Annotated in this window: 22 protein-coding genes and 1 riboswitch; of the genes, 7 read left to right on the top strand and 15 right to left on the bottom strand. The window is 47.7% G+C overall.

What is annotated here, in order from left to right; genetic code table 11:
• Positions 1–138: 138 nt before the first annotated feature.
• From NKT06_RS03455 to NKT06_RS03415, 9 genes are all read right to left on the bottom strand, one after another.
• A complete protein-coding gene (locus NKT06_RS03455) occupies positions 139–1,692 on the bottom strand; it encodes a response regulator transcription factor (RefSeq protein WP_253429928.1) in 1,554 nt (517 codons plus the stop codon).
• Positions 1,667–3,454 (bottom strand): sensor histidine kinase, encoded by a 1,788-nt coding sequence (locus NKT06_RS03450; RefSeq protein ID WP_253429925.1) that lies wholly within the window; start codon positions 3,452–3,454, stop codon positions 1,667–1,669. The genes NKT06_RS03455 and NKT06_RS03450 overlap by 26 nt, the downstream gene beginning before the upstream one ends.
• Positions 3,455–3,701: 247 nt before the next feature.
• On the bottom strand, positions 3,702–5,024 hold the full coding sequence (locus NKT06_RS03445) for an SGNH/GDSL hydrolase family protein (RefSeq protein WP_253429922.1): 1,323 nt from the start codon (positions 5,022–5,024) through the stop codon (positions 3,702–3,704).
• Between the two features lie 305 nt (positions 5,025–5,329).
• Positions 5,330–5,620 carry a hypothetical protein gene (locus NKT06_RS03440; RefSeq protein WP_253429919.1) on the bottom strand — a complete coding sequence of 97 codons (291 nt, stop codon included), beginning with the start codon at positions 5,618–5,620 and terminating at the stop codon, positions 5,330–5,332.
• A 156-nt stretch (positions 5,621–5,776) separates the two neighbouring features.
• Positions 5,777–6,640: an inositol monophosphatase family protein gene (locus NKT06_RS03435; RefSeq protein ID WP_301289691.1), complete on the bottom strand. Its 864-nt coding sequence runs from the start codon at positions 6,638–6,640 to the stop codon at positions 5,777–5,779.
• A gap of 107 nt (positions 6,641–6,747) precedes the next feature.
• Complete coding sequence (gene uvsE / locus NKT06_RS03430) at positions 6,748–7,749, bottom strand: UV DNA damage repair endonuclease UvsE (protein WP_253429912.1); 1,002 nt, start codon at positions 7,747–7,749, stop codon at positions 6,748–6,750.
• A gap of 157 nt (positions 7,750–7,906) precedes the next feature.
• Positions 7,907–8,230, bottom strand: coding sequence for a hypothetical protein (locus tag NKT06_RS03425; RefSeq protein ID WP_062837611.1), 324 nt, complete (start codon positions 8,228–8,230; stop codon positions 7,907–7,909).
• Between the two features lie 30 nt (positions 8,231–8,260).
• The gene (locus tag NKT06_RS03420) at positions 8,261–9,361 is read right to left on the bottom strand and encodes a D-alanine--D-alanine ligase (RefSeq protein WP_036614110.1); all 1,101 of its coding nucleotides are present in this window, start codon (positions 9,359–9,361) and stop codon (positions 8,261–8,263) included.
• Positions 9,362–9,498: 137 nt separating this feature from the next.
• Entirely contained in the window at positions 9,499–10,518 is a 1,020-nt protein-coding gene (locus tag NKT06_RS03415; RefSeq protein WP_301290261.1) for an amidase domain-containing protein, read from the bottom strand.
• A gap of 352 nt (positions 10,519–10,870) precedes the next feature.
• Here NKT06_RS03415 and acnA point away from each other — a divergent pair, with 352 nt between their 5' ends.
• Positions 10,871–13,585 carry an aconitate hydratase AcnA gene (gene acnA / locus NKT06_RS03410; RefSeq protein WP_253429909.1) on the top strand — a complete coding sequence of 905 codons (2,715 nt, stop codon included), beginning with the start codon at positions 10,871–10,873 and terminating at the stop codon, positions 13,583–13,585.
• A gap of 139 nt (positions 13,586–13,724) precedes the next feature.
• Here the strand turns inward: acnA and NKT06_RS03405 are convergent, their stop codons facing one another.
• The 5 genes from NKT06_RS03405 to NKT06_RS03385 all read right to left on the bottom strand — a co-directional run bounded on the left by NKT06_RS03405 (position 13,725) and on the right by NKT06_RS03385 (position 17,279).
• Entirely contained in the window at positions 13,725–13,934 is a 210-nt protein-coding gene (locus NKT06_RS03405; RefSeq protein WP_253429906.1) for a hypothetical protein, read from the bottom strand.
• A gap of 13 nt (positions 13,935–13,947) precedes the next feature.
• Complete coding sequence (locus NKT06_RS03400; RefSeq protein WP_253429903.1) at positions 13,948–14,508, bottom strand: VanZ family protein; 561 nt, start codon at positions 14,506–14,508, stop codon at positions 13,948–13,950.
• Positions 14,509–14,536: 28 nt separating this feature from the next.
• The gene (locus NKT06_RS03395) at positions 14,537–15,400 is read right to left on the bottom strand and encodes a M15 family metallopeptidase (RefSeq protein WP_253429900.1); all 864 of its coding nucleotides are present in this window, start codon (positions 15,398–15,400) and stop codon (positions 14,537–14,539) included.
• A gap of 99 nt (positions 15,401–15,499) precedes the next feature.
• Entirely contained in the window at positions 15,500–16,588 is a 1,089-nt protein-coding gene (locus NKT06_RS03390) for a HAMP domain-containing sensor histidine kinase (protein ID WP_253429897.1), read from the bottom strand.
• Positions 16,581–17,279, bottom strand: a complete 699-nt coding sequence (locus NKT06_RS03385; protein ID WP_253429893.1) for a response regulator transcription factor — start codon at positions 17,277–17,279, stop codon at positions 16,581–16,583. The genes NKT06_RS03390 and NKT06_RS03385 overlap by 8 nt, the downstream gene beginning before the upstream one ends.
• Positions 17,280–17,398: 119 nt before the next feature.
• Between NKT06_RS03385 and NKT06_RS03380 the strand changes: the two genes are divergently transcribed.
• From NKT06_RS03380 to NKT06_RS03355, 6 genes are all read left to right on the top strand, one after another.
• On the top strand, positions 17,399–18,349 hold the full coding sequence (locus tag NKT06_RS03380) for a helix-turn-helix transcriptional regulator (RefSeq protein ID WP_253429890.1): 951 nt from the start codon (positions 17,399–17,401) through the stop codon (positions 18,347–18,349).
• A gap of 81 nt (positions 18,350–18,430) precedes the next feature.
• The gene (locus tag NKT06_RS03375) at positions 18,431–19,249 is read left to right on the top strand and encodes a zinc ribbon domain-containing protein (protein ID WP_253429887.1); all 819 of its coding nucleotides are present in this window, start codon (positions 18,431–18,433) and stop codon (positions 19,247–19,249) included.
• Between the two features lie 452 nt (positions 19,250–19,701).
• Positions 19,702–19,869, top strand: a complete 168-nt coding sequence (locus NKT06_RS03370) for a hypothetical protein (protein ID WP_253429884.1) — start codon at positions 19,702–19,704, stop codon at positions 19,867–19,869.
• 179 nt (positions 19,870–20,048) lie between these two features.
• Complete coding sequence (locus tag NKT06_RS03365; protein ID WP_253429881.1) at positions 20,049–20,738, top strand: aspartate/glutamate racemase family protein; 690 nt, start codon at positions 20,049–20,051, stop codon at positions 20,736–20,738.
• 232 nt (positions 20,739–20,970) lie between these two features.
• Positions 20,971–21,747, top strand: coding sequence for a hypothetical protein (locus tag NKT06_RS03360; RefSeq protein WP_253429878.1), 777 nt, complete (start codon positions 20,971–20,973; stop codon positions 21,745–21,747).
• A gap of 95 nt (positions 21,748–21,842) precedes the next feature.
• Positions 21,843–21,986 (top strand): hypothetical protein, encoded by a 144-nt coding sequence (locus tag NKT06_RS03355; protein WP_179198606.1) that lies wholly within the window; start codon positions 21,843–21,845, stop codon positions 21,984–21,986.
• 150 nt (positions 21,987–22,136) lie between these two features.
• Here the strand turns inward: NKT06_RS03355 and thiC are convergent, their stop codons facing one another.
• Positions 22,137–23,918, bottom strand: a complete 1,782-nt coding sequence (thiC, locus tag NKT06_RS03350; protein WP_253442362.1) for a phosphomethylpyrimidine synthase ThiC — start codon at positions 23,916–23,918, stop codon at positions 22,137–22,139.
• 422 nt (positions 23,919–24,340) lie between these two features.
• A riboswitch (TPP riboswitch) is annotated at positions 24,341–24,454 on the bottom strand.
• Positions 24,455–24,531: the final 77 nt, after the last annotated feature.

Below are 24,531 nucleotides of genomic sequence, written 5' to 3'. Positions count from 1 at the left end.
TGTCATTTTCGCAAATGTACGACCAGAGTTGAATACACAAAACCGTCTTGTTGGTTCAAAAAACAGAGGAGGACAACAGCCTCCTCTCGGCGCTGTTCGTCCTCCTCAGATAGGAGTCACATGATTGGTAGCCCATTGTTATATGCCGATCCTGCGGAATTCTGTAGGTGTCATGCCGGTCCACTTTTTGAACACCTGACTGAAATATTGCGAATTACCGCCGAATCCGAACAACTCAGCTAGTTCGAATACTTTTACATCCCCGCCTCTGCGAATATGATCACACGCCCGTTCGATGCGCAGACGATTGACGTAATTGGAGAAATTCTCGCCCGTGACTTTTTTGAAAATCTTGCCCAGATAATCCGGGTTCATATATAACATCTGATGAGCGACTCCATTAAGAGAGAGATCCGCCTCTCCATAATGACGATCCACGATATCCATCATCTTCTCCACGGCGGAAGACTGGCGACTGATATGGTTTTTGTAATAACCGGAAGTTAGCCGGGCTGCACTGCTTGCAACAAAAGACTTCAACCCAGATAACGTATCGATATGAGGCAGTTCCGCCATACGCTGGGTGAATTCTGTTGCCTCCTCGGGCGGACAAACATGAACCATCGCAGAATACAGCTGCACTACATAAGAACGAGTCACCTCAATCTCCAACTGCTGACGCGATAATAGATCAAACAGACGATCCACCTCTGCCGCGGTTTCTTCTGTATTGCCCGATTTGATCAACTGACATAGTTGCTCCGCATCCTGCTCTACATGCACACCGTCGCATTCTCCAGCCAGAACGAGATCATTCTTCGTGATTAGTTTGCCTTCACCGATAAAAAAGCGATGGTTCAGATACTGCAATGCCTCACGAAACAACCGCCGGGACTGGATCATTCGATCTGCTTCACTCAGCGCAGCGGTCACTTCCAGCTTATATAGTCGGGTAAATGCAGCCCGAACCTCTTCAATACTTTCTTTCAATCCGGCCGGATCAGCTGAATCCGCAAGCAAAATCAAGAGTTTGCCTTCAATAGTTGTGCTTAACAGGACATGTGGGAGCAGGTCACTGGCAATGTTTTTGATCGCAAATAAGTGACTGTAATCATGCTCATCTACGATTCGGAACAGCAGTAACCGAACTGTGTTCTCTTCAAGCTCCAGATCGAACAGCTCCTGATAATATTCCAGATCAACTGGCCCATAGGTTCGGTTGGTCATGAACTCCAGCAGAAATTGTTCCTTCACATGTGGAAGGACACGCTGTAATCGTTGTTTCATCTCACCAGCAACATGTTCCTTCACCTGGGCATCCTGATGCTCCTGCAACAGTTCAGTTAACGCATCATGGATCTGAGTCTCATTACATGGTTTGAGCAAATAATGCTTAACACCATATTGCATCGCCCTGCGGGCATATTCGAACTCCTTGTAGCCGGATAACATGATGAAACGTACCCCCGGATATGCTTCGGATGCCTTCTCTATGAGTCCGAGACCATCCAGACCTGGCATGGAAATATCCGTAATAATAATGTCAGGTCTCGACTGCCCAATTTTGTCCAATGCTTCGATCCCGTTCCTCGCCGTACCCACCAATTCCGTACCTGCTGCGGCCCAATCGACCACTTGGGAAATCCCCTCCAGAATGACACGTTCGTCATCCACGAGCATCACTTTGTACATCGTCATCGTCCTCTCTAATCCAAGGTATGCTGATCGATACTACAGTTCCTGATCCAGGCTTGCTGCTTATCACCATTCCGCCTTCATCACCGAAGGTCAGTCTGATTCGTTCCTGGATGTTAGATAACCCAATGCCCTGTCCTCTTGTCTGGATACGTCCTTCGTGTAATTGTTCCAGGAATTCCGGTGTCATCCCCGGACCGTCGTCCTCGACTTCAATAATCACCTTATCTCCATCTGCTCTCGCCCGAATACGGATCCTGCAAGGGTCAATGCTTGGTTCGAGTGCATAATGTATGGCGTTCTCCACCAAAGGCTGTAATGTTAACTTCGGTATCCGCGCCGTTCCTACCTCTGGGGCAATTTCCATGTCGAAATCCAGTCTCTCCTCAAAACGAGTACGCTGAATCGTCACGTAACTGCGGACAATGTCCAGCTCTCTTTCCAGCGTGATCCACTTCTCGGACATATTCACAGAGCTGCGCAGTAGAAATCCGAGCGCCTCAACCATTTCCGAGATCTGTCGTTGCTTCTGTACTTTAGCCAGCCAGTTAATCGATTCCAGCGTGTTATATAGAAAATGTGGATTAATCTGCGCCTGAAGCGCTTTCAACTCCGTCTCACGAATCACCAATTGCTTGGCATAGTTCTCATCAATCAATTCGCGTATCCGTTGAAGCATCATCTTGAATGTGCGATGCAGCAGCCCAACCTCATTCTGTGGAGATATCGGAACATTGCCGAGGGCAGCCTCCTCCAGTTTATCCAAATCGCCTTTCTCGATATTACGCATCTTTTTGATCAACTGCGCAATTGGATGGGTAATACTGCGAGAGAATCTTGCTCCAATGATAAGCGCCGCCAGAAAAATCATGATGAAGATTACCATAACCAACTGTTTGACAAACTGGATCTGTTTAAACATCTGGTCATACGGGGTGGTGTACAAATAGGTCCAATCCGTATAGGAAGAATGAGCACGAGCTACAAAGTGTCTTCCCTGCTCCAACATGGCAATTCCGTAGGGCTGGGTGCGCTTCAGTTCAGACTCAATCTCAGCTTCACTGACGGCTGATTCTGTTGGATAGATCACTTCTCTTCCATCGGTAATCAATAATTGGGAGTCCTCGGCCGGTTCTTGCATCTGATCCTGTACAATTCGGTCCAGCCTTACGCGGATGATCAGTGTGCCGAGGTCCTCCAATGTAAATGCTCCGCCAATAAAGGATTTCACCTGTCGGACCGACAAGAGTCGGGACTGTTTATCCCCACTGGTATGCCAGGCATTGGAGCCCGAATATTGCTGCCCCAGTGCAACCAGTTCCTTTTGCTTGGATTCTGAGATTCCCTCCCGATTGCCTGCGGCCATAACGTTATTATCATTATCGATAAATAGCATGGAATAGACGTATTTTTCGGAACCCGCGTAAGCGACTAACCTGTTGGTAATCTTTTTACGCAATCCATTTTTCTCATAACCCGTTTCTACCTTTTTCAGTTGGAGCAGATATTGCTGAAGCGGCTCGTCCGACATCACCTTGAAGGAAAGGTTGGAAATTTCACGCAGTTGATTCTCAATGCCTACTGAAGACATATTGAGGACTTGCGAGGATTTCTCATAGATCTGACGGTCATAGATACTGAACACATATCGGAGTACGGACGCATAAAACGTAAAGCTGATTAACATCAAAAGCCCGATGAGAAGAATTGTTTTGTGATGAATCGGCAGTGTTGTGAAAGCGTTCTTAATTTTACTCATCCTAAGCGCTCCTTTGCCTTGCGAAGGGTTGCTGTCATGTAATGGGTTAGTGGTTTTATTGTAAGTTATTTTCATATTTACACATCCATTGGTCATCTGACAAGATATATTTATGCAACATTTCAGGTCATTAGAGAAGGTATAAACCTCTGTCAGCAATTTTAAAAGAACACAAAACAGCCAGAATGCTTTGATCAGGTCAAGGCATTCTGGCTGTTGAATAACATGTTAGAGCACAAAATACATATTACGGATTAACAAAAACAGTTTTCAGCTTCGCTACATACTGCACATCAAAGCCAAGACCTTCAGCTACCATGGCAAGGGGTACATATGTTTTGGACTCTTTACCTACTTTATTCAGGAATGCAGGTGTATCCACAGTAACCGATGCTCCATTTACCTTCACAGCATTGGCACCAATCTTCACAGCGACCTTTCGGTCTCCATATGTAATGGTTGCGGTTGAAGTTTTGTTATCCCACACCGTAGTAGCACCTACAGCGTTTACGATGTCTTGAATCGCCACAAAGTTTTTACCGTTACGGATAATCGGTTTGTATGGTGTGTTCAATGTTTTGCCACTCACGATAATATTCATGGGTTCACCTGTGGCAGGTGCAGTCAGCTTGGTGTAATCTCCCCAGATCGTTTTGGCAAATACTTCGGCAATGGCCGCATATCCAAATTGGTTCGGGTGGAAATCACGATCTTTGATCATATGCGTCATCGTGCCTTCGCCACCAACAAACTCCTTGGCCACGTGTGCGACTTTGACATCAGTACCTTGAGCAGAGAATTGAGTCGCGATTCCATCAATAGTCTGTGTGAAACCTTGGGAGGCCTCCATCAGTTTGGCATAGAGTGCCTTGCCTGCTACCTCTGGCATCGGTTGATACTGATCGGCGATGACAATTTTAGCTGTTGGATTAATTTCATGGATATCATTAATCGTTGCACTAACGTTGGCAGTATAAGTTGCGAGTAATTCTTTTACCTTCGCTTGCAGTTCCTGATCACTCAGTTTGTCTGCTGTACCGAGAAGTTCAGATACATCATTTCCCCCAATGGTAATTGCAACCAGATTGGCCTGTGCTACACTCTCACGAATTGCAGCAGTATTGGCTCCGATCTGCCCCGCTCTTGGATCAGGAAGACTTGGTTGAATGGCTTCGGAAGTCAGTGTTTTGCCATCCTTAATTGCAGTAGTGAAGTTTTTTAGGCCACTGGTTTTTAATCCGGCAATCCCGTAGTTGTCCACCTGTGTACGTCCATGCAGCAAACCTTGCTCCTGCAGACGTTCTACATAACCATAAGGCAATTCTTTCGTGTTGGGCTCATAACCTACCGTTATGGAATCTCCCAATGTGACGATGCGGAACTCCTTTGTTACGGCTACTGCATCTTTCTTCGCTGTCAGCGAAGTCTCGTTTGTACCCGCTGGCAATACACCGGTTTTGGTGTCAGCCGCGTGTGCAGGCAATGCAGATGATGTAAAGAGCAGCATTCCCGCCAACATGCTTACCGTTAAACCGGCAGCTGTATTTTCCCATATACGTTTACGCTTCATTCGGGGTAACACTCCTTTTCGCGAATCTATCTTAATTCACACTAATATGCGTGTTCACAAAGAGCGCTTTTCAGTACCGACAAGATGGATAAAGCTAAGCATCCTTCGTAATCAAAAGCGGACTTTCTGACCAGTCTCACTATTGTATAGTACATCGGTCAAACCAATGACATAAGTTCGTGTTACTCTATTCTATCATTTTAAAGTAGGCGCTGTCCTCTCTGCTGGAAGTGCGCATGAAATAACAGACTCCCTAATGGGGAGCCTGTTACTGGTGAAGCATAGCTATCACGTTCAGTGACTAATTAAGATTGCGGCTTATCCGAGTCTTCAGCAATCGAATGACCCTTGTCGCTCTCCGGTTTGTTCCCGGTAGTTCGCTCCAGATATCGATCATAACGATCATCCACTTCGCGTGCCATCTTCCGGTACTTTAACGTTTCCTCGACAATAGGATCACGTTCTGTCTGGATTCGCACTTCATATTTGGGAGGAATCAGCTGGCGTTCACGCTGATCGGTGTCGCCGGACTCTTCCATGTCCCCTTCCGTCAGCATATCACTGAGCCGTCGTTCCAGTTCTTTGGATTCATCCATTGTTTTCGCTCCTTTAATTAAAATCATACCTGCGTAACTATTACTTTTTTACTTTCACTTCGTGTACAGAACCATCTTCCACTTCTTCAGATGCTTTCTGTCCCCTCCGTTAATGTACAATTAAAAGTATTTAAAGCATGGATGAGTTGAATAAACTCACTCCAACCCAGTAGCTTTCGCTTCCTTCAGCACATCCGTCAGTGCATCATGGATTTTGCCATTGCTGGCAACAACATGACTCACGGACAGTTGATAAGGCGTTCCAATGGTATCGGTCACCTTGCCGCCGGATTCTTCAACCAGCAGCGCACCTGCGGCAATATCCCACGGTTTCAATCCAACTTCGGTATAGGCGCTGAGACGTCCTGCGGCAACATACGCCAGATGAAGAGCGGCAGATCCGCCTGCACGCAAGTTACGAACTTGCGGAGCAAGCGCCTGCACAGCGGCCATATTCAGTGGCAATGCAAAGGTTGTGTCTGCCGGGAATCCAACCGCAATCAGGCTCTGAGCCAGTTCCTGTTCATCAGATACAAGCATCCGGTTGCCGTGGACGTAAGCTCCTTTACCTTTTTCCGCAACAAACAGTTCATCACGGGAAGGGTCGTAGATCACGCCGACAATGACTTCACCATTGTGAGCCAATGCGATGGACACCGAATAAAACGGGAATCCGTGTACAAAGTTCGTCGTTCCATCCACAGGATCAACAATCCAGAGGAATTCTTCTTCCTCGGCCTCTTTTAGTGCTTTTGCCGAAGCTTCCGGTCCCGGTTCGACGCCTTCTTCACCCAGAATGGCATGGTGGGGAAAATGCGTGAGAATCAGGCGGCGGATCATCTGCTCCGCTCCTTTATCCACTTCGGTCACCAGATCCTGGGGTGAATATTTGGTGCCTGGTTCGGTTACCGTCCCAAGACGGCTTTTGATCCATTCGCCAGCTTTGGAAGCTGCATTAATGGCAACGGCAGTATAGCTTTTGCTTGTCACGACATAAGGTGTCTTTTCCTTCTCATTCAAAGCGTTCACTCTACTTTCTATATCAATCTACGAAAAGTTGAAATACTTGTTAAAAGTATACGCCCCACAGGTCGTAAAGTTTCTCGTTGCCCAGGCCCCTTTTGGCACTACGGATGAATGATGACGGTAGACTCGTCCACCCACTCCACACCCTCTTCGTGATAGAATGCCAGCTTCTGCATCAGCTGCACAAGAGCCTCATCCTTGCGTTTGGCCTCAATCATCACGTCAAGCCTTGGGGTGTCTGCTGCGATATGACGCAAGAAGTCGAGCATAGGCTCTACCTCCACACCATCGGCATGACCTCGCAGATCCTTTTCACTCTTTGGACTGGAGACATGAATTTTGGGTGGCAATGGCTGATCAGCCGGTGAATCTGCCTGGGCGAGTGGTGACTCCCAGGTCTTCAGAATATCAGCCCACAGATCCCACGGCTGTTCTCCTTCGTTGTTCACCCACTGGTGATGGATATCCAATACCATGGGTAATCCCAGGCGCTGGCACACGGCCAGTGTCTCGGGCGCATTGAACGTTTTGTCATCATTTTCGAGTGTCAGCCGCTCCTGGATGTCCCGATCCAGCTTCAAAAAGTTTTCTTCAAAACGAAGCGCCGCCGAAGGCTTGTCCCCGTATGCACCACCAATATGTATATTGTTCTTGGCAGTGGCATTCAGACCCATGGCATCCAGCATCCGAACATGATGACGAAGGTCGCGAATTGAGTTGCGCAGAACTCCCTCACGGGGTGTACTAAGTACGGTAAAATGATCCGGATGAAAGGATACACGCATATGATTTTCCTTCACAAAATCACCAATGGCAGCAAAGTCCTGCTTCAGTGCCGGGAACGGGTCCCAGTCATTCAGGTCCTCGTGTGTTGCCAGTGGAATCAATTTGGAAGAGAAGCGATATACATGAATATGGCTGCCCTTGTTGTGCCTGAGCAAACGTAATGTATTATGCAGGTTCTCTGCTGCAATCCGTTCGAGCTTGCGGATGGCTGCTTCCCTGTCATCAATTTTGTTAAAACTCGACATGGTCATGGTCCGGGAAGGCGAGGCATTCTCTATAAGCACGGACATGGCCACGTAACCAAAGCGTACGAGCATGAATTTCTTCCTCTCTATTAGGGCGGAGAACCAGCACGGCATATTCAGCCGTCAGGATGTACCGTCACTGTATATAACCAAGTTTTACCCTAAAAGAGTGACCATAATCGTATTCTGGCAAATCAGTCCATCCAACCCGCATTCACGGTCAAAATCACTATTCCTGCGCTTGTTCTCCAAAGAACATCTCATCGGCAAGCGCGGTCTGAATACGTGATTCTTCCTCCGTCAGTTTACGGATCAGTTGCATCTCCACCTCGGTTACTTCTTGCCCCTGGAAGTTGATCTCTGCAATGGAAACCACGATCTTGACGATGGCTACAGCCACGTTATCCGGTGTGTATGCAATCACTTTCTGGCCGGTAGGAAATACCCGGAAGCCCTGTTTGACCATTTTGCCGCGTCCGTATTCAAGCAGTTCGAACAGCTCCTGCTCACTCTTGAACTTGCATACGGAATTGAATTCAGTCTGAAATCCCATGCATATCCCTCCTGATCTTATGGTTGCAGGCTACGCCTGTACGCCATTCTCGTAATTCAGTGCCTGCTTGCGGTTATAACGTTCCAGCGCCAGCTCAATCATGCGATCCAGTAACTCGGCATACGATACACCTGTCTCACGCCAAAGAAGTGGATACATGCTATATGGTGTGAAACCAGGCATGGTGTTCACTTCATTAATAAGCAATGCGCCGTCATTTTTCCGAATGAAGAAATCCGCACGTGAAATGCCGTTACCTTCAATCGCACGGAACGCCTGCAGAGCTGCCTCGCGAATGCGATCTGCGGCCTCCGGGTCCAGTGGAGCTGGGATCAGCATCTGTGATTGACCATCAATATACTTGGCTGCATAGTCATAATATTCACCGGAGGATACGATCTCGCCTGGAACGGAAGCCATTGGCTCGTCATTGCCAAGGACGCTGACCTCAACTTCGCGGGCTTCCACAAACTCCTCAATGACAACCTTCGTATCATACCGAAGTGCAAATTCAACAGCTGTCTTCAGCTCATCGCGGTTACGCGCTTTGGAGATGCCTACACTGGAGCCCAGATTGGCCGGTTTGATAAAACAAGGATACCCCAGCTGATCTTCGACCTGTACGATCATTTCGTGCTCTGTCTGCTTCCATTGTGTAGCATTAAAATACGTAAAGGCACATTGGTCGATGCCAGCCTGTGCGAACAGCTTTTTCATGACCACTTTGTCCATGCCGCCAGCCGAAGCCAATACGCCTGCACCTACATATGGCATATCCGCCATCTCGAACATGCCCTGAATGGTGCCATCCTCTCCAAACGTACCATGCAGCAGAGGGAACATCACGTCCAGCGCTTCCGCTCCGCCATACAAACGGCCAAACAGCGCGTTCAGCGCATCCTGTGTTCCACCCGCGGATTGCTCCAGCTTCAAATCTTCAATCTGCGCGAACGGCGCATGCATGACAGGTCCTTTTTTCCACGTCCCCTGCTTGGAGATATAAAAAGGAACCAGTTCATACTTCTCGTAATCAAATGCGTTTGTTACAGCAAACGCCGTTTGCAGCGACACCTCATGCTCGCCTGATTTTCCGCCGTACACGACGCCTACTTTTAATTTATCCATACTCATGTGTACCCTCCGATTATCTGTGCCTGATGCTGTCATGCTTGCATGCTCAGCACCCTTGTTTTTCTGCTTGTGTTATCTGGTCTTATTTTACACGGAACTGGATGTCTGCGTCACCGCATCCCGAAAATCTTTCGTCTTCAAAACTCATCTGCAATATGAAAAAGCCGGTATACCGTCCGCTCCGTCCAAGCGTAAGAATCCCGGTAATCCCAAAATCGGTGACGGCTGCTAACCGTATGTGCGTTAACCAGCGGCATACCGCCCGCATCAAACGCAGTCACAACGGTGCTGTGCTGAAATCGTCCATCTCCATCCCAATCATAGAGAATAACATCGCCGAGCATCAGCTGCTCAGGACGCTCCACTTCTGTCGCAGTCAGACCCCAACTGCTGCCTGACAAATAACGCTCCAGACTATTGGAGACTGCCCAGCTGTAACTCCACATTTCGGAGCCGTTCACATACCCTTTATACCACCAGCCAGCTTCTCTTCTACCAGTATAGTGGATGGGTGCGCCCCCTGCAAAGAGACATTGGGACACGTAATTGGTGCAATCCACATCAAATTCCTCAAATGCCGGATTCCCCGCATTCCACCACCGATCTGCATAGGCAACCGCCAGATCTCTGCGATAGGCCTGTTGCCGTGAGCTTCTTCCCTGACCCAACACTTCCCGATTCAGCAGCGGTCGATTCATCGCCTGTACAAAATCGGCTTGTTGAAACGGACGTCCTTCCCCCGCAGGGCGACGCTCCGGCACTTCTCGCTCAACCCGTCCAATGATCCATCCACCACTCTGCCGCAGAAAGGTTAACCGCTCCCGCTCAATCCGGTCCTCCCGGTGGGTGATACCGCTCTTCTCATAGAACAGTCTGCTGTACAATTGTACATCCACCACCGCTTCTTCCTGTCCATCCATAAGCGTGCGCACAAGCTTGGCGCTGGTCTCGCTGCGAAGAGGCACGGCGCGCCGCTTACGATACCATTCGTCCAGCCTTGCCATACGCTCTCCCCGTTCCACCACGAAGTCAGGATCGGTAACGATCCGTTCGCTGGTCTGTGGACGGTAGTCGATCTCACAGCGATTGTACTGGTTCACGTAAGTATATAAGGCACTCTTCCATTCCCGTTCCAAGCCTATGTCCCCCTTTGGCATGAGTTCTGTCCATTGCGTATATAAACTCCTACTATTCATATGAGAGGGTCCCCGGTTGTATGTACACGGCTCGGGAAGGAGATCCAAAATTCGGCAAATACAGGTACACGAGATATCTTATTCCTGCCCGCTTCACGAAAACGCCTTCATTGGTCCAAAAGCTTGCTTGATCAGGCAAAAAGACCTTTACGTACGGAGGTGAAAACGGTATACTTAATACTAAAGTCATGATTATGAAATTACGTTTCATCTGATGAAACTAACGAACAAGAACACGGAACGATGAAGGCCTGTTCTTCACCTAAATGAACGTTTTCTTCATCTCACCGACACATCCCAAGGAGGTACATGTATGTCAGCAAAGAATCATTTCTCCGCCGCTCGCAGTCTTGAGGTTGGAGGCAAGTCTTACCGCTACTACAGTCTCGATGCTCTTCAGGAAAACGGCCACGGCGATCTTTCCAGGCTTCCTTTCTCCATTAAAGTGTTGCTTGAAGCAGCAATTCGTCAATTCGACGGACGTGCCATTACCGAAGAACATGTAAAACAACTGACCGGCTGGGCAGATGGCCGTGATAATAACAAGGAAATCCCATTCATTCCTGCACGTATCGTACTGCAGGATTTCACCGGTGTACCGGTTGTCGTTGACCTCGCTGCGATGCGTGATACCGTAAAAAAAGCAGGCGGCGACCCGAAACAGATCAACCCGCTTGTACCCGTCGATCTCGTTATCGACCACTCCGTTATGGTTGATGCTTTTGGTACCAACGATGCACTTGATTACAATATCAAAGTTGAGTTCGAGCGTAATGAAGAGCGTTACCGCTTCTTGCGCTGGGCGCAAACGGCATTCAACAACTTCCGTGCAGTTCCACCATCCACAGGGATCGTTCACCAGGTTAACCTGGAGTATCTGGCTTCCGTGGCAGCAACGAAAACTGTTGACGGCGAGACCGTTGTATTCCCGGATTCCCTCGTAGGTACTGACTCCCACACCACCATGATCAACGGACTTGGCGTTGTTGGTTGGGGTGTTGGTGGAATCGAGGCCGAAGCAGGTATGCTGGGCCAACCGCTTTACTTTGTAACACCGGACGTTATCGGTTTCAAACTGACAGGCAGCCTGAGTGAAGGCGCAACAGCAACGGATCTGGCACTGACAGTTACCCAATTGCTTCGTAAAAAAGGCGTTGTTGGTAAATTCGTAGAGTTCTACGGACCTGGTCTTGCCAACATCGGTCTGGCTGACCGTGCAACAGTAGCCAACATGGCACCAGAGTACGGCGCAACGATCGGTTTCTTCCCTGTCGATAGTGAAACGTTGAACTATCTGCGCAGCACTGGCCGTCCTGACGAGCAAGTGGAGTTGGTTGAAGCTTACTACAAAGCTCAAGGCATGTTCCGTACTTCCAGCACCGTTGACCCTGAATTCACAGATGTGATTGAACTGGATCTCGGTTCTGTTGTACCAAGTCTTGCCGGACCAAAACGTCCACAGGATCGCATCGAGCTGACACAAATGAAGGAAAGCTTCAATAGCATCATCCGTACACCTGTAGATAAAGGTGGTTACGGGCTGAGCGATGAGAAAATTGAGCAAGCGGTACCTGTGAAGCACCCGAACGGTTCCTCCAGTGAACTGAAAGCAGGCGCTGTTGTGATCGCGGCGATCACAAGTTGTACGAACACTTCGAATCCAAGTGTTATGGTTGGAGCGGGACTGCTGGCGAAAAAAGCAGTTGAACGCGGCCTGACCAAGCCAGGATATGTGAAGAGCAGTCTGACACCAGGTTCCCTTGTAGTTACCGAGTACCTGGAAAAAGCAGGCCTGATTCCATATCTGGACCAACTCGGATTCAACGTTGCCGGCTATGGCTGTGCGACTTGCATCGGTAACTCTGGCCCGCTGCCGGACGAAGTGAGCGAAGCGATTGCTGAGAACGATATGACCGTAGCGGCTGTATTGTCCGGTAACCGTAACTTTGAAGGCCGTGTGCACGCACAAGTTAAAGCCAACTACCTGGCATCTCCACCACTCGTTGTGGCATATGCACTTGCAGGTACTGTAAATATTGACTTTGAAACCGATCCAATCGGTTATGATACGAACAATGAGCCTGTATTCCTGAAAGACCTCTGGCCTAGCTCCGAGGAAATCAAGGATACCATTGCAAGTTCCCTGAACGCTCAGATGTTCCGCAACAAGTACGAGAACGTATTTACAGCCAATGAGCGTTGGAATGCAATCTCTGTACCGGAAGGTGAATTGTACGAGTGGGATCCAAATTCCACGTACATTCAGAATCCTCCGTTCTTCCAAGAGCTTGGCGACAAGTTGAACGATATCGCAGATATCCGTTCTGCACGCGTTATGGCATTGCTTGCGGATTCCGTAACAACGGACCATATCTCGCCAGCTGGTAATATTGCAGTATCCAGCCCAGCTGGACTGTACTTGAAAGAGCATGGCGTAGAGCGCAAAGACTTCAACTCCTACGGTTCACGCCGTGGTAACCATGAGGTCATGATGCGTGGTACGTTTGCCAACATTCGTATTCGTAACCAGGTAGCTCCGGGTACCGAGGGTGGTATCACGAAATACTTGCCGACAGACGAAGAAATGTCCATCTACGATGCTTCCATGAAGTATCAGGATGAAGGACAGAACCTGATCGTCATCGCAGGTAAAGAGTATGGTACAGGAAGCTCCCGTGACTGGGCGGCAAAAGGAACATTCCTGCTCGGCGTCAAAGCCGTTATCGCCGAAAGCTTCGAGCGTATCCACCGCAGTAACTTGGTAGGCATGGGCGTAATGCCATTGCAATTCCAGGAAGGTCACGGCTGGTCCAGCCTTGGTCTGAACGGACGTGAAACGTATGACATTACTGGCCTCAGCAATGATGTGAAGCCAGGACAAGAGTTGAAAGTTACTGTAACTCGTGAAGACGGTACACAGTTCGAATTCCCTGTTATCGCTCGTCTGGACAGCATGGTTGACGTGGATTACTACCATAACGGTGGTATCCTGCAAACTGTATTGCGTCAAATGATGAAAAAAGCTTAATGATATAAATCATTAATGTGATGAAGTTATACAGAAAAGCTCCCCATTACGTGCACTCAGCACGATGATGGGGAGCTTTTTTGGCTTTGCTTTTCATAATCGGGATACATTTAAAATCAATTTTCAATCCAATCACCTGCTAATGCCCAATGTGATGTGAGGCTTGATCGAACAGTTGAATCGTGCCCATGATCAGAAACAGACACGCCAAGATAATTAACGAGCCTCCGACCCATCTAGACGTAATAACTCGATCCTTGATCTGTTGATCCGAAGCATTCGTAACACTGTGCGGATACACGAGAAACATCAGCCCTGCGCTAATGAATAATACAGCCATTATAATCAAGTTGTTCCCCTCCTTACACGTGACTTTCCTTAGAATTTAACTTTTTCGCCGTCACGCGGGATTCTCCTCCCACCAACACCCTTTTCAGGCCAATGGCCATGGTGAAAATGATATACCCAATCAAGCCGCCGAGCGTATTAAGCATCAGGTCATCCACATCAAATATGCCCATGCCAGTCACTAACTGTGTCACCTCATAGCCCAGACTGAGCAGCAGGGACAGCAGGAATACCTTTATTCCAGAGAATAATTTGTTGCCCGTCAGAACAGGAATGAAGATACCCAGTGGGATAAAAGCCAGAACATTCCCAACCAGATGAATTGCTGTACCTGGGCGATGTGATGACAGGCTGTTCCAGTCTCGTGAAATTTCCTGAAATGGCGTCAGGTTGATGGTTCGCGTATGAATCAGATCCGGTTGTTGCAAGAACGCCATCAGTCGAACCTTCACGATGCCAAAGTCGACAGCACTTCCTTTGAACAGGATCAGCTTAGTCAACAGATATAGATAGATAATGAACACGGCAGTCCAAAGGATGTAATGTTTGCTTTTCTTCTGGTTGTTGTGTTTCATGTTGTTTTGCCTCCTTTGTGTTGCCCTGTTATTTCTTTACGGTGACAATGACGCCATCCATGTTGTCACCCGATATTTCAGTTTCGCCGTGCTCAGGTATGTAAACAGTCGTATCTCCAGTGGCCCGATAATAGCGGATATGATACGTCTCATCCTCTACTTCAACAGAGATGTTCTCCTTCTCCTTCAACATATCAAGGTACTCCTCCAGTACCAGATTGTTCTTATGCATGATAGCACTGTGGGGCAACCCCACATATCGAAAGTGCCATGGTTCATATTGAATACCCGTGATGCTTACTTTATCTTTCGGGTAACGCAAAATAAATCCGTATTTCCATGCATTTTTCTCCAGCCAGTCACCCTCCGGTGCTTCATTCATGGCAGCCAGACTTGAACCGACATCCAGGGATAAGCCGAGATTATGCTCACTGTGACCCGCAGGAAGTGCATAGTCTGAACCCATTTCCTGATATAGCTCGTCCTGCTTCTCAAAGTCCCTGTACCCACTGCTCATGAGAAAATATCGGACTCCCTCTTCGCCTGCTGCTTCAACCATCTTCCGAAACTCCTGTGCCACCTGCCGGGATAACATGATTTTCCGATCCATTATTCCATATCCACGAAGCAGATCATCTTCATCCGCCACATATACAATATCGGATCTACCCCCCTCCTCGTGAACGGGGTATTGCTTATTAACCAGTAACAAATTGCCCTTATGTACCTGATCCTTAATATTTCCTGTGACGGATACCGTATAACCTGCAGGATTTTCACGCGTATTCTGAATCTCGATGGGCATCTCATTCTTCTGCTGAAGCCATCCCGGTGATTGTGTAACAATATATCCAACCAAAACGATACATATTAAAAAGCCCCACTTTTTCATGCTTGTTCCTCCTTTTACCTCATACATCAAGGATAGACAAAACAAGTTAAAGAAAAAGCAGGGCAATTTTAAAGTTTTTCTTAAATTTGACGTCGAACCTTATTGGAATACGGGCAAACGAACTTCAAATTGCGTCCGTACCACATCACTCTGGGCCGAAATCGTACCGTCATGCTGCTCCACGATATTGCGTGCAATAAATAAGCCAAGGCCTGTCCCACCCTCTTGAGGGGTCCGGGCACGATCTCCGGTGTAATACATATCGAAGATATGCGGCAATTCCTCTGGACGAATATGTCCCCCATAGTTAATCACCTGAATAATGATCTGTTCTGCATCACGATATCCGTTAATATCCACGTACATGCCATCCTTGCCGTGCCGTGCAGCGTTAATCAGCAGATTCTCGAACACACGAGCCAGCAGCTCACCATCACCGGAGACAGTAAGTTCAGTGTCTATTTTTAAACGGGTGATCAGTTGGTTCTTTTCAAATACAGGATAGAGCTCTTCGTTCATCTGTTTTAGCAGTTCACTAAGATCCAGCTGTGTCTTGTTTATAGGCAGCATGCCATAATTCATACGGGTAATTTCGAACAAATCATCAATCAGCTTCTCCAGACGTTGTGATTTGGTGAATGCAATCGATGTAAAGTGTCGTACTTGCTCCTCTGTCAGTTGATCATCCTTCATCAGCAGATCCAGATAGCCCAGCACAGAGGTCAGCGGCGTTCGCAGATCATGCGCGAGGTTTACGATGAGCTGGTCTTTGCTGTTCTCGGCAAAGTCACCTCGTTCCATCGCCTCCCGCAGCTTCTGGCTTGCCATATTCACACTCTCCGCAATCGAACCCAATTCATCCTTGGACGAGATCTGGACACGATGCTGAAAGTCTCCATTGGCCAAGTGATTAATGCCTGCGGAAATCTCTTTGAAATACGTGACATAGGGTCTCGTAAACAAGTAGAAAAATAAAATTGCAAGCGGGATGAAGAGCAGCATAAACACATATAAATCGCCAATACTTCTCATGATATTACGATATTCCGCCAGCGGATCTTCTCTCCTGACCCCTGCATAATACATCTGCAACAGCCTGTACACGATAAATGTTACGGCGCCAGAAGACAGCATGCTCAGACCGAGCAGCATAATCATCGTTGTGCGAAAGCTTCTGCGTTTAGTCATTGAACGTGTACCCCACGCCCCAAATGGTTTTGATAAACTTGTTCTTGTCTACATCTTCTCCGAGCTTCTTGCGCAGCGTCCGAATATGTACCATAACGGTATTGCCACTTTCGAAATAAGCCTCTCCCCATACCTTTTCAAAAATGCTTTCTGCGCTAAAGACCTGTTTCGGATTGCTCGCGAGCAACACTAAAATATCAAATTCCTTCGGTGTTAACTCCAGCGGTTTACCGTAAAGCGTCACGCTATGCTGCTCCGGTACAATGACAAGTCCGCCCTTTTCCAGAATCGAGCGCTGAACCGCCGCTGTGGACTGGCTAAATTGCAATGAACGCCGCAATTGAGAATTCACGCGTGCTACAAGTTCCATCGGATTAAACGGTTTGGTCATATAATCATCCGCACCCATCACGAGCCCCGTAATTTTATCCATGTCCGAGGTTTTGGCACTCAGGAAAATGATCGGAAAATGATGCTGTTCCCGTATTTTGCGGGTCACCTCATACCCATCCATACCCGGCATCATAATGTCCAGAACAGCCAAATCAATGGCATGTGTCTGAATCGCCTGTAGTGCTGACTGTCCGTCAGATGCCTTGACGGTATGATAGCCTTCTTTTTGTAAATGTAAAGCCACCAGATCCGCGATCTCAACTTCATCGTCTGCGATCAGAATCGTAATTCGCTTCATTGCTTATTTCACTCCTATATGGGATGCTGGGCAATATAACACCTATGAATCTAACAGATAAGTACCAGATAAACAATTGAAAGCAATGTTATCGCCATAATTGAAAGGACATTAAAGCTATGAAACTGGAGCGTTTGTTGGCCATCGTGGTGCTGCTAATCAATCGTGGGCGGGTACAGGCAAAAGATCTGGCCGATATGTTCGAAGTGTCAATCCGGACGATCTATCGGGATATCGACACATTGGGACAAGCCGGAATTCCGGTCGTGACCTATCAGGGAGCAAGCGGAGGCATCGGTCTAGCGGAAGGGTATCGTCTGGATCGCAATCTGTTAACCGACAAGGATCTTGTTTCCATCGTCACAGCCCTGCGCAGTATATCCACCTCACATACAAATGCTGCACGTGAACTGCTGGTGGAAAAGCTAAGCAGTATCGTTCCGGAAGCCAAAAATGAAGATTTTCAAGCCAGCACGCACCGCTTCATCGTGGATCATTCAACGTGGACGCACCCTGAAGCGCTGCAACAGAAACTAAAAGTTATTGATCAGGGAATCGATCAGCTTCAATGCATTTATTTCGCCTATTGCAGCGCCGAAGGTGCACAGACCTATCGTACGGTTGATCCCCACACGCTTGTGCTGAAGAGGCACGCGTGGTATCTGTATGCTTTTTGCCATGAACGAAATGAATTCCGCATGTTCAAGCTGGTTCGTATGAAAGACGTCTCTCTTGCTGCAGAGCACTTTGAACGAAAATCCATCAACCTTCAAGACCGGCCGTGGCAGCAGGAATGGAGCCGGCCAGACAACCAGATTGGGATTACCCTGAGATTCCATGCCCGTATCCATCATGTTGCGGAGGAATGGTTCGGTATTGAAAATGTATTGCCTGACGGGAACGGCTATTATATCAGCCAGGTCGCTTTTCCAGAAGATAACTGGCTGTACGGCTTCATCTTGGGCTTTGGGGCGGATGTTGAGGTGCTGGAACCCTTGCATATTCGGGATAATGTGTGCCGTATAGCCGAACAAATTGTTCAAAATTATAAAACCTCCGCTCAAACCTGACAGACAGCTGTCCAGTTCCTCCCCGTATACTTCAAATATGTTCAGGTTGAAGTTGCATATATACCCAAGGAGGAATAAAAGATGAACGTTACTGTATGTCAAAGCTGCGGCATGCCACTCACCACCCCTGTTCAATTCGGAACGGAAGCAGATGGAAGCACAACCCGTGAATACTGTATCTATTGTTACAAAGAGGGCCAGTTCGCGCAGCCCGGTATTTCACTCGAAGGCATGACGGAGATGTGCACTGCCATTCTGAAGGACGAGGGCATGGATGAAGAATCCGCTCGTTCGATGCTGCGTAATCAGCTCCCTTTTTTGAAACGTTGGCGCACGAATACAACGGATCAACATGAAGAATCTCTGGAGGAAAACGCTCCCACTTCTGCTATACCTGGCCAGGTTACAACAACTCAATCGTTATCTGCCCAGCCCGTTCGTTATGTCACGCTCCCAGGCAAACGTCTTGCCGGCATATCCGCCCGCACAACCAATGCCATTGAGATTAGTGGCAAAGGCTGTATCCACGGACTCTGGAACAATTATTTTGCCTCAGAGCACCTCCCTGCACCCGAAGCTGCCCGCTATGGCTGTTACACGGATTACACCGATGGCATAACCGGAGAGTACACCATACTGGTTGGGCATGAGGTCAGTCCGGAAGAATCATTACCTGAAGGATTGGACGACATTCTGCTCCCGCCTGCAACTTACGCCATATTCACTTCCAGAAAAGGGCCAATGGCAGAGGTTGTTAGCGAAGCATGGGGAGCCGTGTGGGCATGGGAGAGACAAAGTGATCGTACGTTCACCGGGGATTTTGAATTGTATGATGAACGCAGCCTGAATCCCGAAAGTGTACAAGTCGATATATACATCGCCGTTCGCCAAAGTAGATAAAGCCAACACTATATCACCTCAGACAGGATCAAAGTTTCCTCGCATCCTTCTGCATATCATGCAAGCTGCCGAGTTCGCTCGGCAGTTTTTTGATGTTCATCCCATGATACAACCGCCTATAGTACCAAGTTAGTTAGCATGTAACCTACCTATTCAACCGGACAATATGCCTCATAAGCGGGTACCATTGACTTCCTTAAAATTGGGACTATTCACATAACAACCATTGCTATCCTCCCACACAAAACCTTTCAAATCAGGTCCTTTACTCCTGAATTTCCCTAAAAACGTTTACATCTCCTTAAAACCGGGTAAAATCACTACAATCCAATTGGAATTACGCCTTAAACTCTTCTATTTCGTCTAACAAGTCACATGTACCTATATGCGCACCTGGCATGGTAACCAGTCGAAATACATAACTCAAAAAATGTTTCAAAGGAGGAACCAAGATGATCCAAATGCCTATTCAGCAAATGATCCCGTACCATCACCAATATCCGCGCAACACGGCGACCACTGCTCCTAAAAAGGAGAATGAGAACACTCAAGGTCTATCCTTTCATGAAATTTTACAGCAAAAAATGGCGAAGAAAAATGCTTCTCCTTCCCTTAGATAATAAATGGAACCCGGATGATTGCCAGTCCGTTATGAACCGTCTCTCCGCAGCTTGGCGGAAGGACGGTTATTGGCGTTGAGCAGCAAACAACTGTACAGTTCTCAGGCATGTTTCTATAATGGTTTAAATATCTACGATTGCCATGACATTATACGAACTGTAAAAAGGGGACCTAGCATATGATCACCATCGGTTGTTTTCACGCTCACTATTCCAACATCGCCTTAATTGAAGAGACGCTTGCTGCTTATGAAGTTGAATTGGTCCATTACGTCGATCCAGGTCTGGATCGTCTTAAACATGACGCTGACTTTTCCGAGGTCGTCATTCACAAGAAGGTAGCCCAGACGCTCCAATGGATCGCCGAGTGTCATGCCGATGCTATTCTGGTCACGTGTACCCTGTTTGCGACAGTACTGGAGCAGGAAGCCACACAGGTCCCTGTGCCTGTGATCGGCATAGATGATCCGCTATTGCAGGAGATGCGGCGAGTACCAGGAGATTACATCATCGCATTCACCAACCCAGCAACCATTGAAGGAACGATGGCACGGGTGAATCAGGCATTACAGCAAGAGGATGAGAATGGGCAACTACACATTGCCAAGACATATCAGACGGAAGCGGTATGCATTCCTGGGACATTTGAATTGATTATGCGTGGGGATCAGCAAGGGTATCTTGAAGTGGTACGTGAGGGATTACAGCAGATTGCTGAGCAGTATCCGGGTAAAGCGGTAGTGGCAGCCCAACTGTCTATGGCTCCCGCAGCTGCTCAGGTTACAGCAGACACGGGCATTGCGATCCATAGTCCGCTGGCATTGCTTGCGGCGTATTTGGAGAAGAATTTGGGTGTGACTCGACAGTAGATTCTTCAAACAATTAATTGATTCAAATTTTGGATGTACTCCTGTGATCTAGTTAAGGTTTAGTATAATAAATATAAGTATGTTTAATTTTATTATTTACATTAATACATATTAATCCTATTTTTTAAAATAATAATTAAATATACATAATTTAGGTATACAAACCTAGGGGTTTTATGGTAAATTTATATTGTTATAATTTAACAAATTACTCAGAGGGTGAGGTTTTACATTGAAATTATTGCGTTTATCGAAGTTACTGTTGGTTTGCTGTCTATGCCTATTGCTTGTTCCTACCAGTGCTTTCGCTTCTGCAGAGAATAGAACTGTGAAATTGGATATAACTTTATTAAAGCAGGGTATTCCTTATGAAGTAATAGAATCCTGGAGCCCTGAGTTTAAGAAAAGTCTTTCGAAAGAAGATGGATCAATTGAAGTAGTGGCTCATGAAAAAGCCTCAACACCTGAATTCAACGGAGAGGTTGGACCACTCGGAAATATCAAGGATGATCAATTTGATTATTATATAACCGTAGTTCGAACTGATAACGTTGATAATCGTGAAAGATTTATGGTTGCATTAACGGGCAAATGGAAATCAATGCCTGTATGGCGTTTATCCGATGCCTATGGCGCTTCTTTCGATAAAGATATTTGGAGAGCCGTCCCAGGTTCTGCATATTATGAAGATAAAGTTAAGTACAGTGGGAACTCTACTTTTACAACTTTAGGAAGTGGACGTAATTTTTCATATACTGGTGAGAGTGGTGTTGGATTCAATGCTGATCTCAAAGGGGGCATTATTATAACAGAACAGGTTGCCGCCGCTGTCTTTACAATAGAACATAAAAAGCAAGGAAATCAAAGTGGTCTCTCCCAGATACAATCCAATTATTATCATATTAAAGGTTCTGGTAGTGTTGGATTATCTTTTGGAGCTTTGAGCGTTAGTTTTTCGGGCTCAGCCAATAATGATTCCAGAGGAACACTAAAAGATTTCTACTATTAATTTACTCTGAGTATTAAGAACATTATATCTTATTAGATTCACACTCTTAAGATATGTTAAGCACAGTTCCATTTATTGTAGAGGAGTGAATGCTAGTGCGTTACTTATACATTCTAATTTTGTTTATTATAGGCTTGGCCTGTTCTGCGTTTATCTACGGTGGAAGTCTTAAACTAGCGGACGGCATACTGTTTGTCATTGCAGGTATTCTGTTTCGAATTTGGAGTAAAATGAAGTAAACTATAGTATAGATATCTGTGAAAGACGGCCAATATTCAGTTAAATCCAATAGAGCTAATCTGAAGGCTACAAACAAAAAAACAGTTCATCACTCATTGTATGTGATGAACTGTTTTTTATTGGGCTACACTATCAATCTCCAATCTCACCTACCGCATCCGGTACTCCTCAGCCTTCGCCTGCATCCCTGCGGCTACGGCCTCGTCTTCAGGCAATTTCTGTTCAGCAGCGTAAGCACGAATGTCCTGCGTAATGCGCATGCTACAGAACTTAGGTCCGCACATGGAGCAGAAATGAGCTTCTTTGGCCCCTTCTGCCGGTAGCGTCTCATCATGGTAGGACAGCGCCCGTTCCGGGTCCAGCGAAAGGTTGAACTGGTCACGCCAGCGGAACTCGAACCGTGCCTTGGACAATGCGTCATCGCGGCGTTGAGCACGCGGATGGCCTTTTGCCAGATCAGCGGCATGAGCTGCGATCTTGTAGGCGATGACCCCTTCCCGCACATCATCCTTGTTGGGCAGGCCCAAATGTTCTTTTGGCGTAACATAACAGAGCATCGACGTGCCAAACCAGCCAATCATGGCCGCACCAATGGCGGACGTAATATGGTCGTATCCCGGGGCAATGTCGGTCGTCAGTGGTCCAAGTGTGTAGAACGGTGCCTCTTGGCATATCTCCATCTGCAGATCCACATTCTCTTTGATCTTATGCATCGGCACGTGACCCGGCCCTTCGATCATCACCTGCACATCATGCTTCCATGCGATCTGCGTCAGTTCCCCGAGCGTAGCCAGTTCCGCCATCTGTGCTTCATCATTCGCATCGTAGATACTGCCTGGACGAAGTCCATCTCCCAGCGAAAAAGCCACATCATACCTTTTCATAATCTCGCAGATTTCTTCAAAATGAGTGTACAAAAAATTCTCCTGATGATGCGCAAGGCACCATGCTGCCATAATGGAACCGCCCCGGGACACAATGCCTGTCATCCGCTTGGCAGTCATAGGGATATAACGCAGCAGCACGCCTGCATGAATCGTAAAGTAGTCCACGCCCTGCTCTGCCTGCTCAATGAGCGTGTCACGGTATAATTCCCAGGTCAGCGCTTCAGCCTCTCCATTCACCTTCTCCAGCGCCTGATACAGCGGCACCGTACCAATCGGCACCGGTGAATTACGGATGATCCATTCCCGGGTAGTATGAATGTTTTTACCTGTGGACAGATCCATCACGGTATCCGATCCCCAGCGTACCGCCCAAGACATCTTCTCGACCTCTTCCTCGATGGAAGAGGATACGGCAGAATTACCAATGTTAGCATTGATCTTCACGTGAAAATGACGACCGATCAACATTGGCTCACTCTCCGGATGGTTGATGTTGGATGGCAGAATCGCCCGTCCACTCGCCAGCTCCTGCCGTACAAATTCCGGTTCCACGCCCTCACGAATGGCGGCGAATTCCATCTCTGCCGTAATGACTCCCTGCCTCGCGTAGTGCATCTGGGTCACGCAGCGTCCGCTCTGTGCCCGCAGGGGTTTGCCACGTAATCCGGGGTACTCTTCGGCGCCGGCTCTCTTTCCGCCGGGCTTTAATCCGTTATCCTCCGGTTTAACCGTACGGCCCTGATAAGCTTCGACATCGCCACGCTCTGTGATCCAGCGGGTGCGCAGGGTTGGCAGACCTGCACGGATATCCGCATGAAATGCGGGATCCGTCATGGGGCCGCTCGTATCGTAGACACGCAGCGGTTCGTTATGCTCCACCCCTTGGGGAGTATTCGTGTCATGAAGGGCTATCTCACGCTCCGGTACAGCTATGTCCGGCCGTGAGCCCTGAATGTAGACTTTGCGGCTGCCCGGAAAGGGCTGAACCCGTCCGGCCGCGCTTGTTTCCTTTTCCACCTGCTGACCGTTATGTTCCTGTTCCATCGCTTGTTGTTCTGTTTGATTTCCTGTACTCATGTTTACTCGTCTCCTCCTCCGTGTTCGTTCACTTGGTTTGGTTGGTATCGTCATCAGCTCGCTTACGCACCTATCCCAAATCATGCAGAGCGCAGAGAAGAAAGAGCGATCCTACACCAGACCAAGGGGGAGACATTATTCATGTACAGTTAACGACAGAACGGAGGGTACCACAGATCATGAACCTGTGATGACATCTCTCTTCATCCAAGCCCACTTTCGCAGGTTATTGAAAAAGCAGTCCATGGAATGTGTATTATCTCGCCCGTTCACTGTATATAAAAAAGCCGGTCCCCGAAGGAACCGACTTTAATGTCCATCACCAATAATGCTCCTGGTTGCAGCTCCATAACGGAGTCCCGCAAGAGTCACACATGTGGTGGTTGTGGTCATATCGCCGATTACTTCCCTACGCTGGTATGATCCAGATCAGGTGCTAAGGGTCCGGAATCTCATGCGATTCCGTCTCAGTCCGGACAATTCGGACTCCCCCAGTAACGTTAACAAGTTGCGGCATACATAAGCCGCCGTACATATTCAATGAAGCTGGCCCCGTTGGGCCGTCCATTACAGAGTAGCG

It is taken from the genome of Paenibacillus sp. 1781tsa1 (assembly GCF_024159265.1).
Taxonomy (GTDB): domain Bacteria; phylum Bacillota; class Bacilli; order Paenibacillales; family Paenibacillaceae; genus Paenibacillus.
The sequence above is the reverse complement of the archived record's forward strand: the minus strand, read 5'-3'. Positions and strand labels throughout refer to the sequence as shown.

Coding starts and splice junctions, on each gene's coding strand:
- uvsE (WP_253429912.1), bottom strand. CDS start 7,749: ATGCTCGTACGCTTTGGTTACGTGGCCATGTCCGTGCTTATAGAGAAT.
- acnA (WP_253429909.1), top strand. CDS start 10,871: ATGTCAGCAAAGAATCATTTCTCCGCCGCTCGCAGTCTTGAGGTTGGA.
- NKT06_RS03425 (WP_062837611.1), bottom strand. CDS start 8,230: ATGGGATTTCAGACTGAATTCAATTCCGTATGCAAGTTCAAGAGTGAG.
- NKT06_RS03390 (WP_253429897.1), bottom strand. CDS start 16,588: ATGACTAAACGCAGAAGCTTTCGCACAACGATGATTATGCTGCTCGGT.
- NKT06_RS03415 (WP_301290261.1), bottom strand. CDS start 10,518: ATGCCAAAGGGGGACATAGGCTTGGAACGGGAATGGAAGAGTGCCTTA.
- NKT06_RS03380 (WP_253429890.1), top strand. CDS start 17,399: ATGAAACTGGAGCGTTTGTTGGCCATCGTGGTGCTGCTAATCAATCGT.
- NKT06_RS03420 (WP_036614110.1), bottom strand. CDS start 9,361: ATGAGTATGGATAAATTAAAAGTAGGCGTCGTGTACGGCGGAAAATCA.
- thiC (WP_253442362.1), bottom strand. CDS start 23,918: ATGGAACAGGAACATAACGGTCAGCAGGTGGAAAAGGAAACAAGCGCG.
- NKT06_RS03445 (WP_253429922.1), bottom strand. CDS start 5,024: ATGAAGCGTAAACGTATATGGGAAAATACAGCTGCCGGTTTAACGGTA.
- NKT06_RS03395 (WP_253429900.1), bottom strand. CDS start 15,400: ATGAAAAAGTGGGGCTTTTTAATATGTATCGTTTTGGTTGGATATATT.
- NKT06_RS03440 (WP_253429919.1), bottom strand. CDS start 5,620: ATGGATGAATCCAAAGAACTGGAACGACGGCTCAGTGATATGCTGACG.
- NKT06_RS03385 (WP_253429893.1), bottom strand. CDS start 17,279: ATGAAGCGAATTACGATTCTGATCGCAGACGATGAAGTTGAGATCGCG.
- NKT06_RS03365 (WP_253429881.1), top strand. CDS start 20,049: ATGATCACCATCGGTTGTTTTCACGCTCACTATTCCAACATCGCCTTA.
- NKT06_RS03450 (WP_253429925.1), bottom strand. CDS start 3,454: ATGAGTAAAATTAAGAACGCTTTCACAACACTGCCGATTCATCACAAA.
- NKT06_RS03455 (WP_253429928.1), bottom strand. CDS start 1,692: ATGTACAAAGTGATGCTCGTGGATGACGAACGTGTCATTCTGGAGGGG.
- NKT06_RS03375 (WP_253429887.1), top strand. CDS start 18,431: ATGAACGTTACTGTATGTCAAAGCTGCGGCATGCCACTCACCACCCCT.
- NKT06_RS03370 (WP_253429884.1), top strand. CDS start 19,702: ATGATCCAAATGCCTATTCAGCAAATGATCCCGTACCATCACCAATAT.
- NKT06_RS03400 (WP_253429903.1), bottom strand. CDS start 14,508: ATGAAACACAACAACCAGAAGAAAAGCAAACATTACATCCTTTGGACT.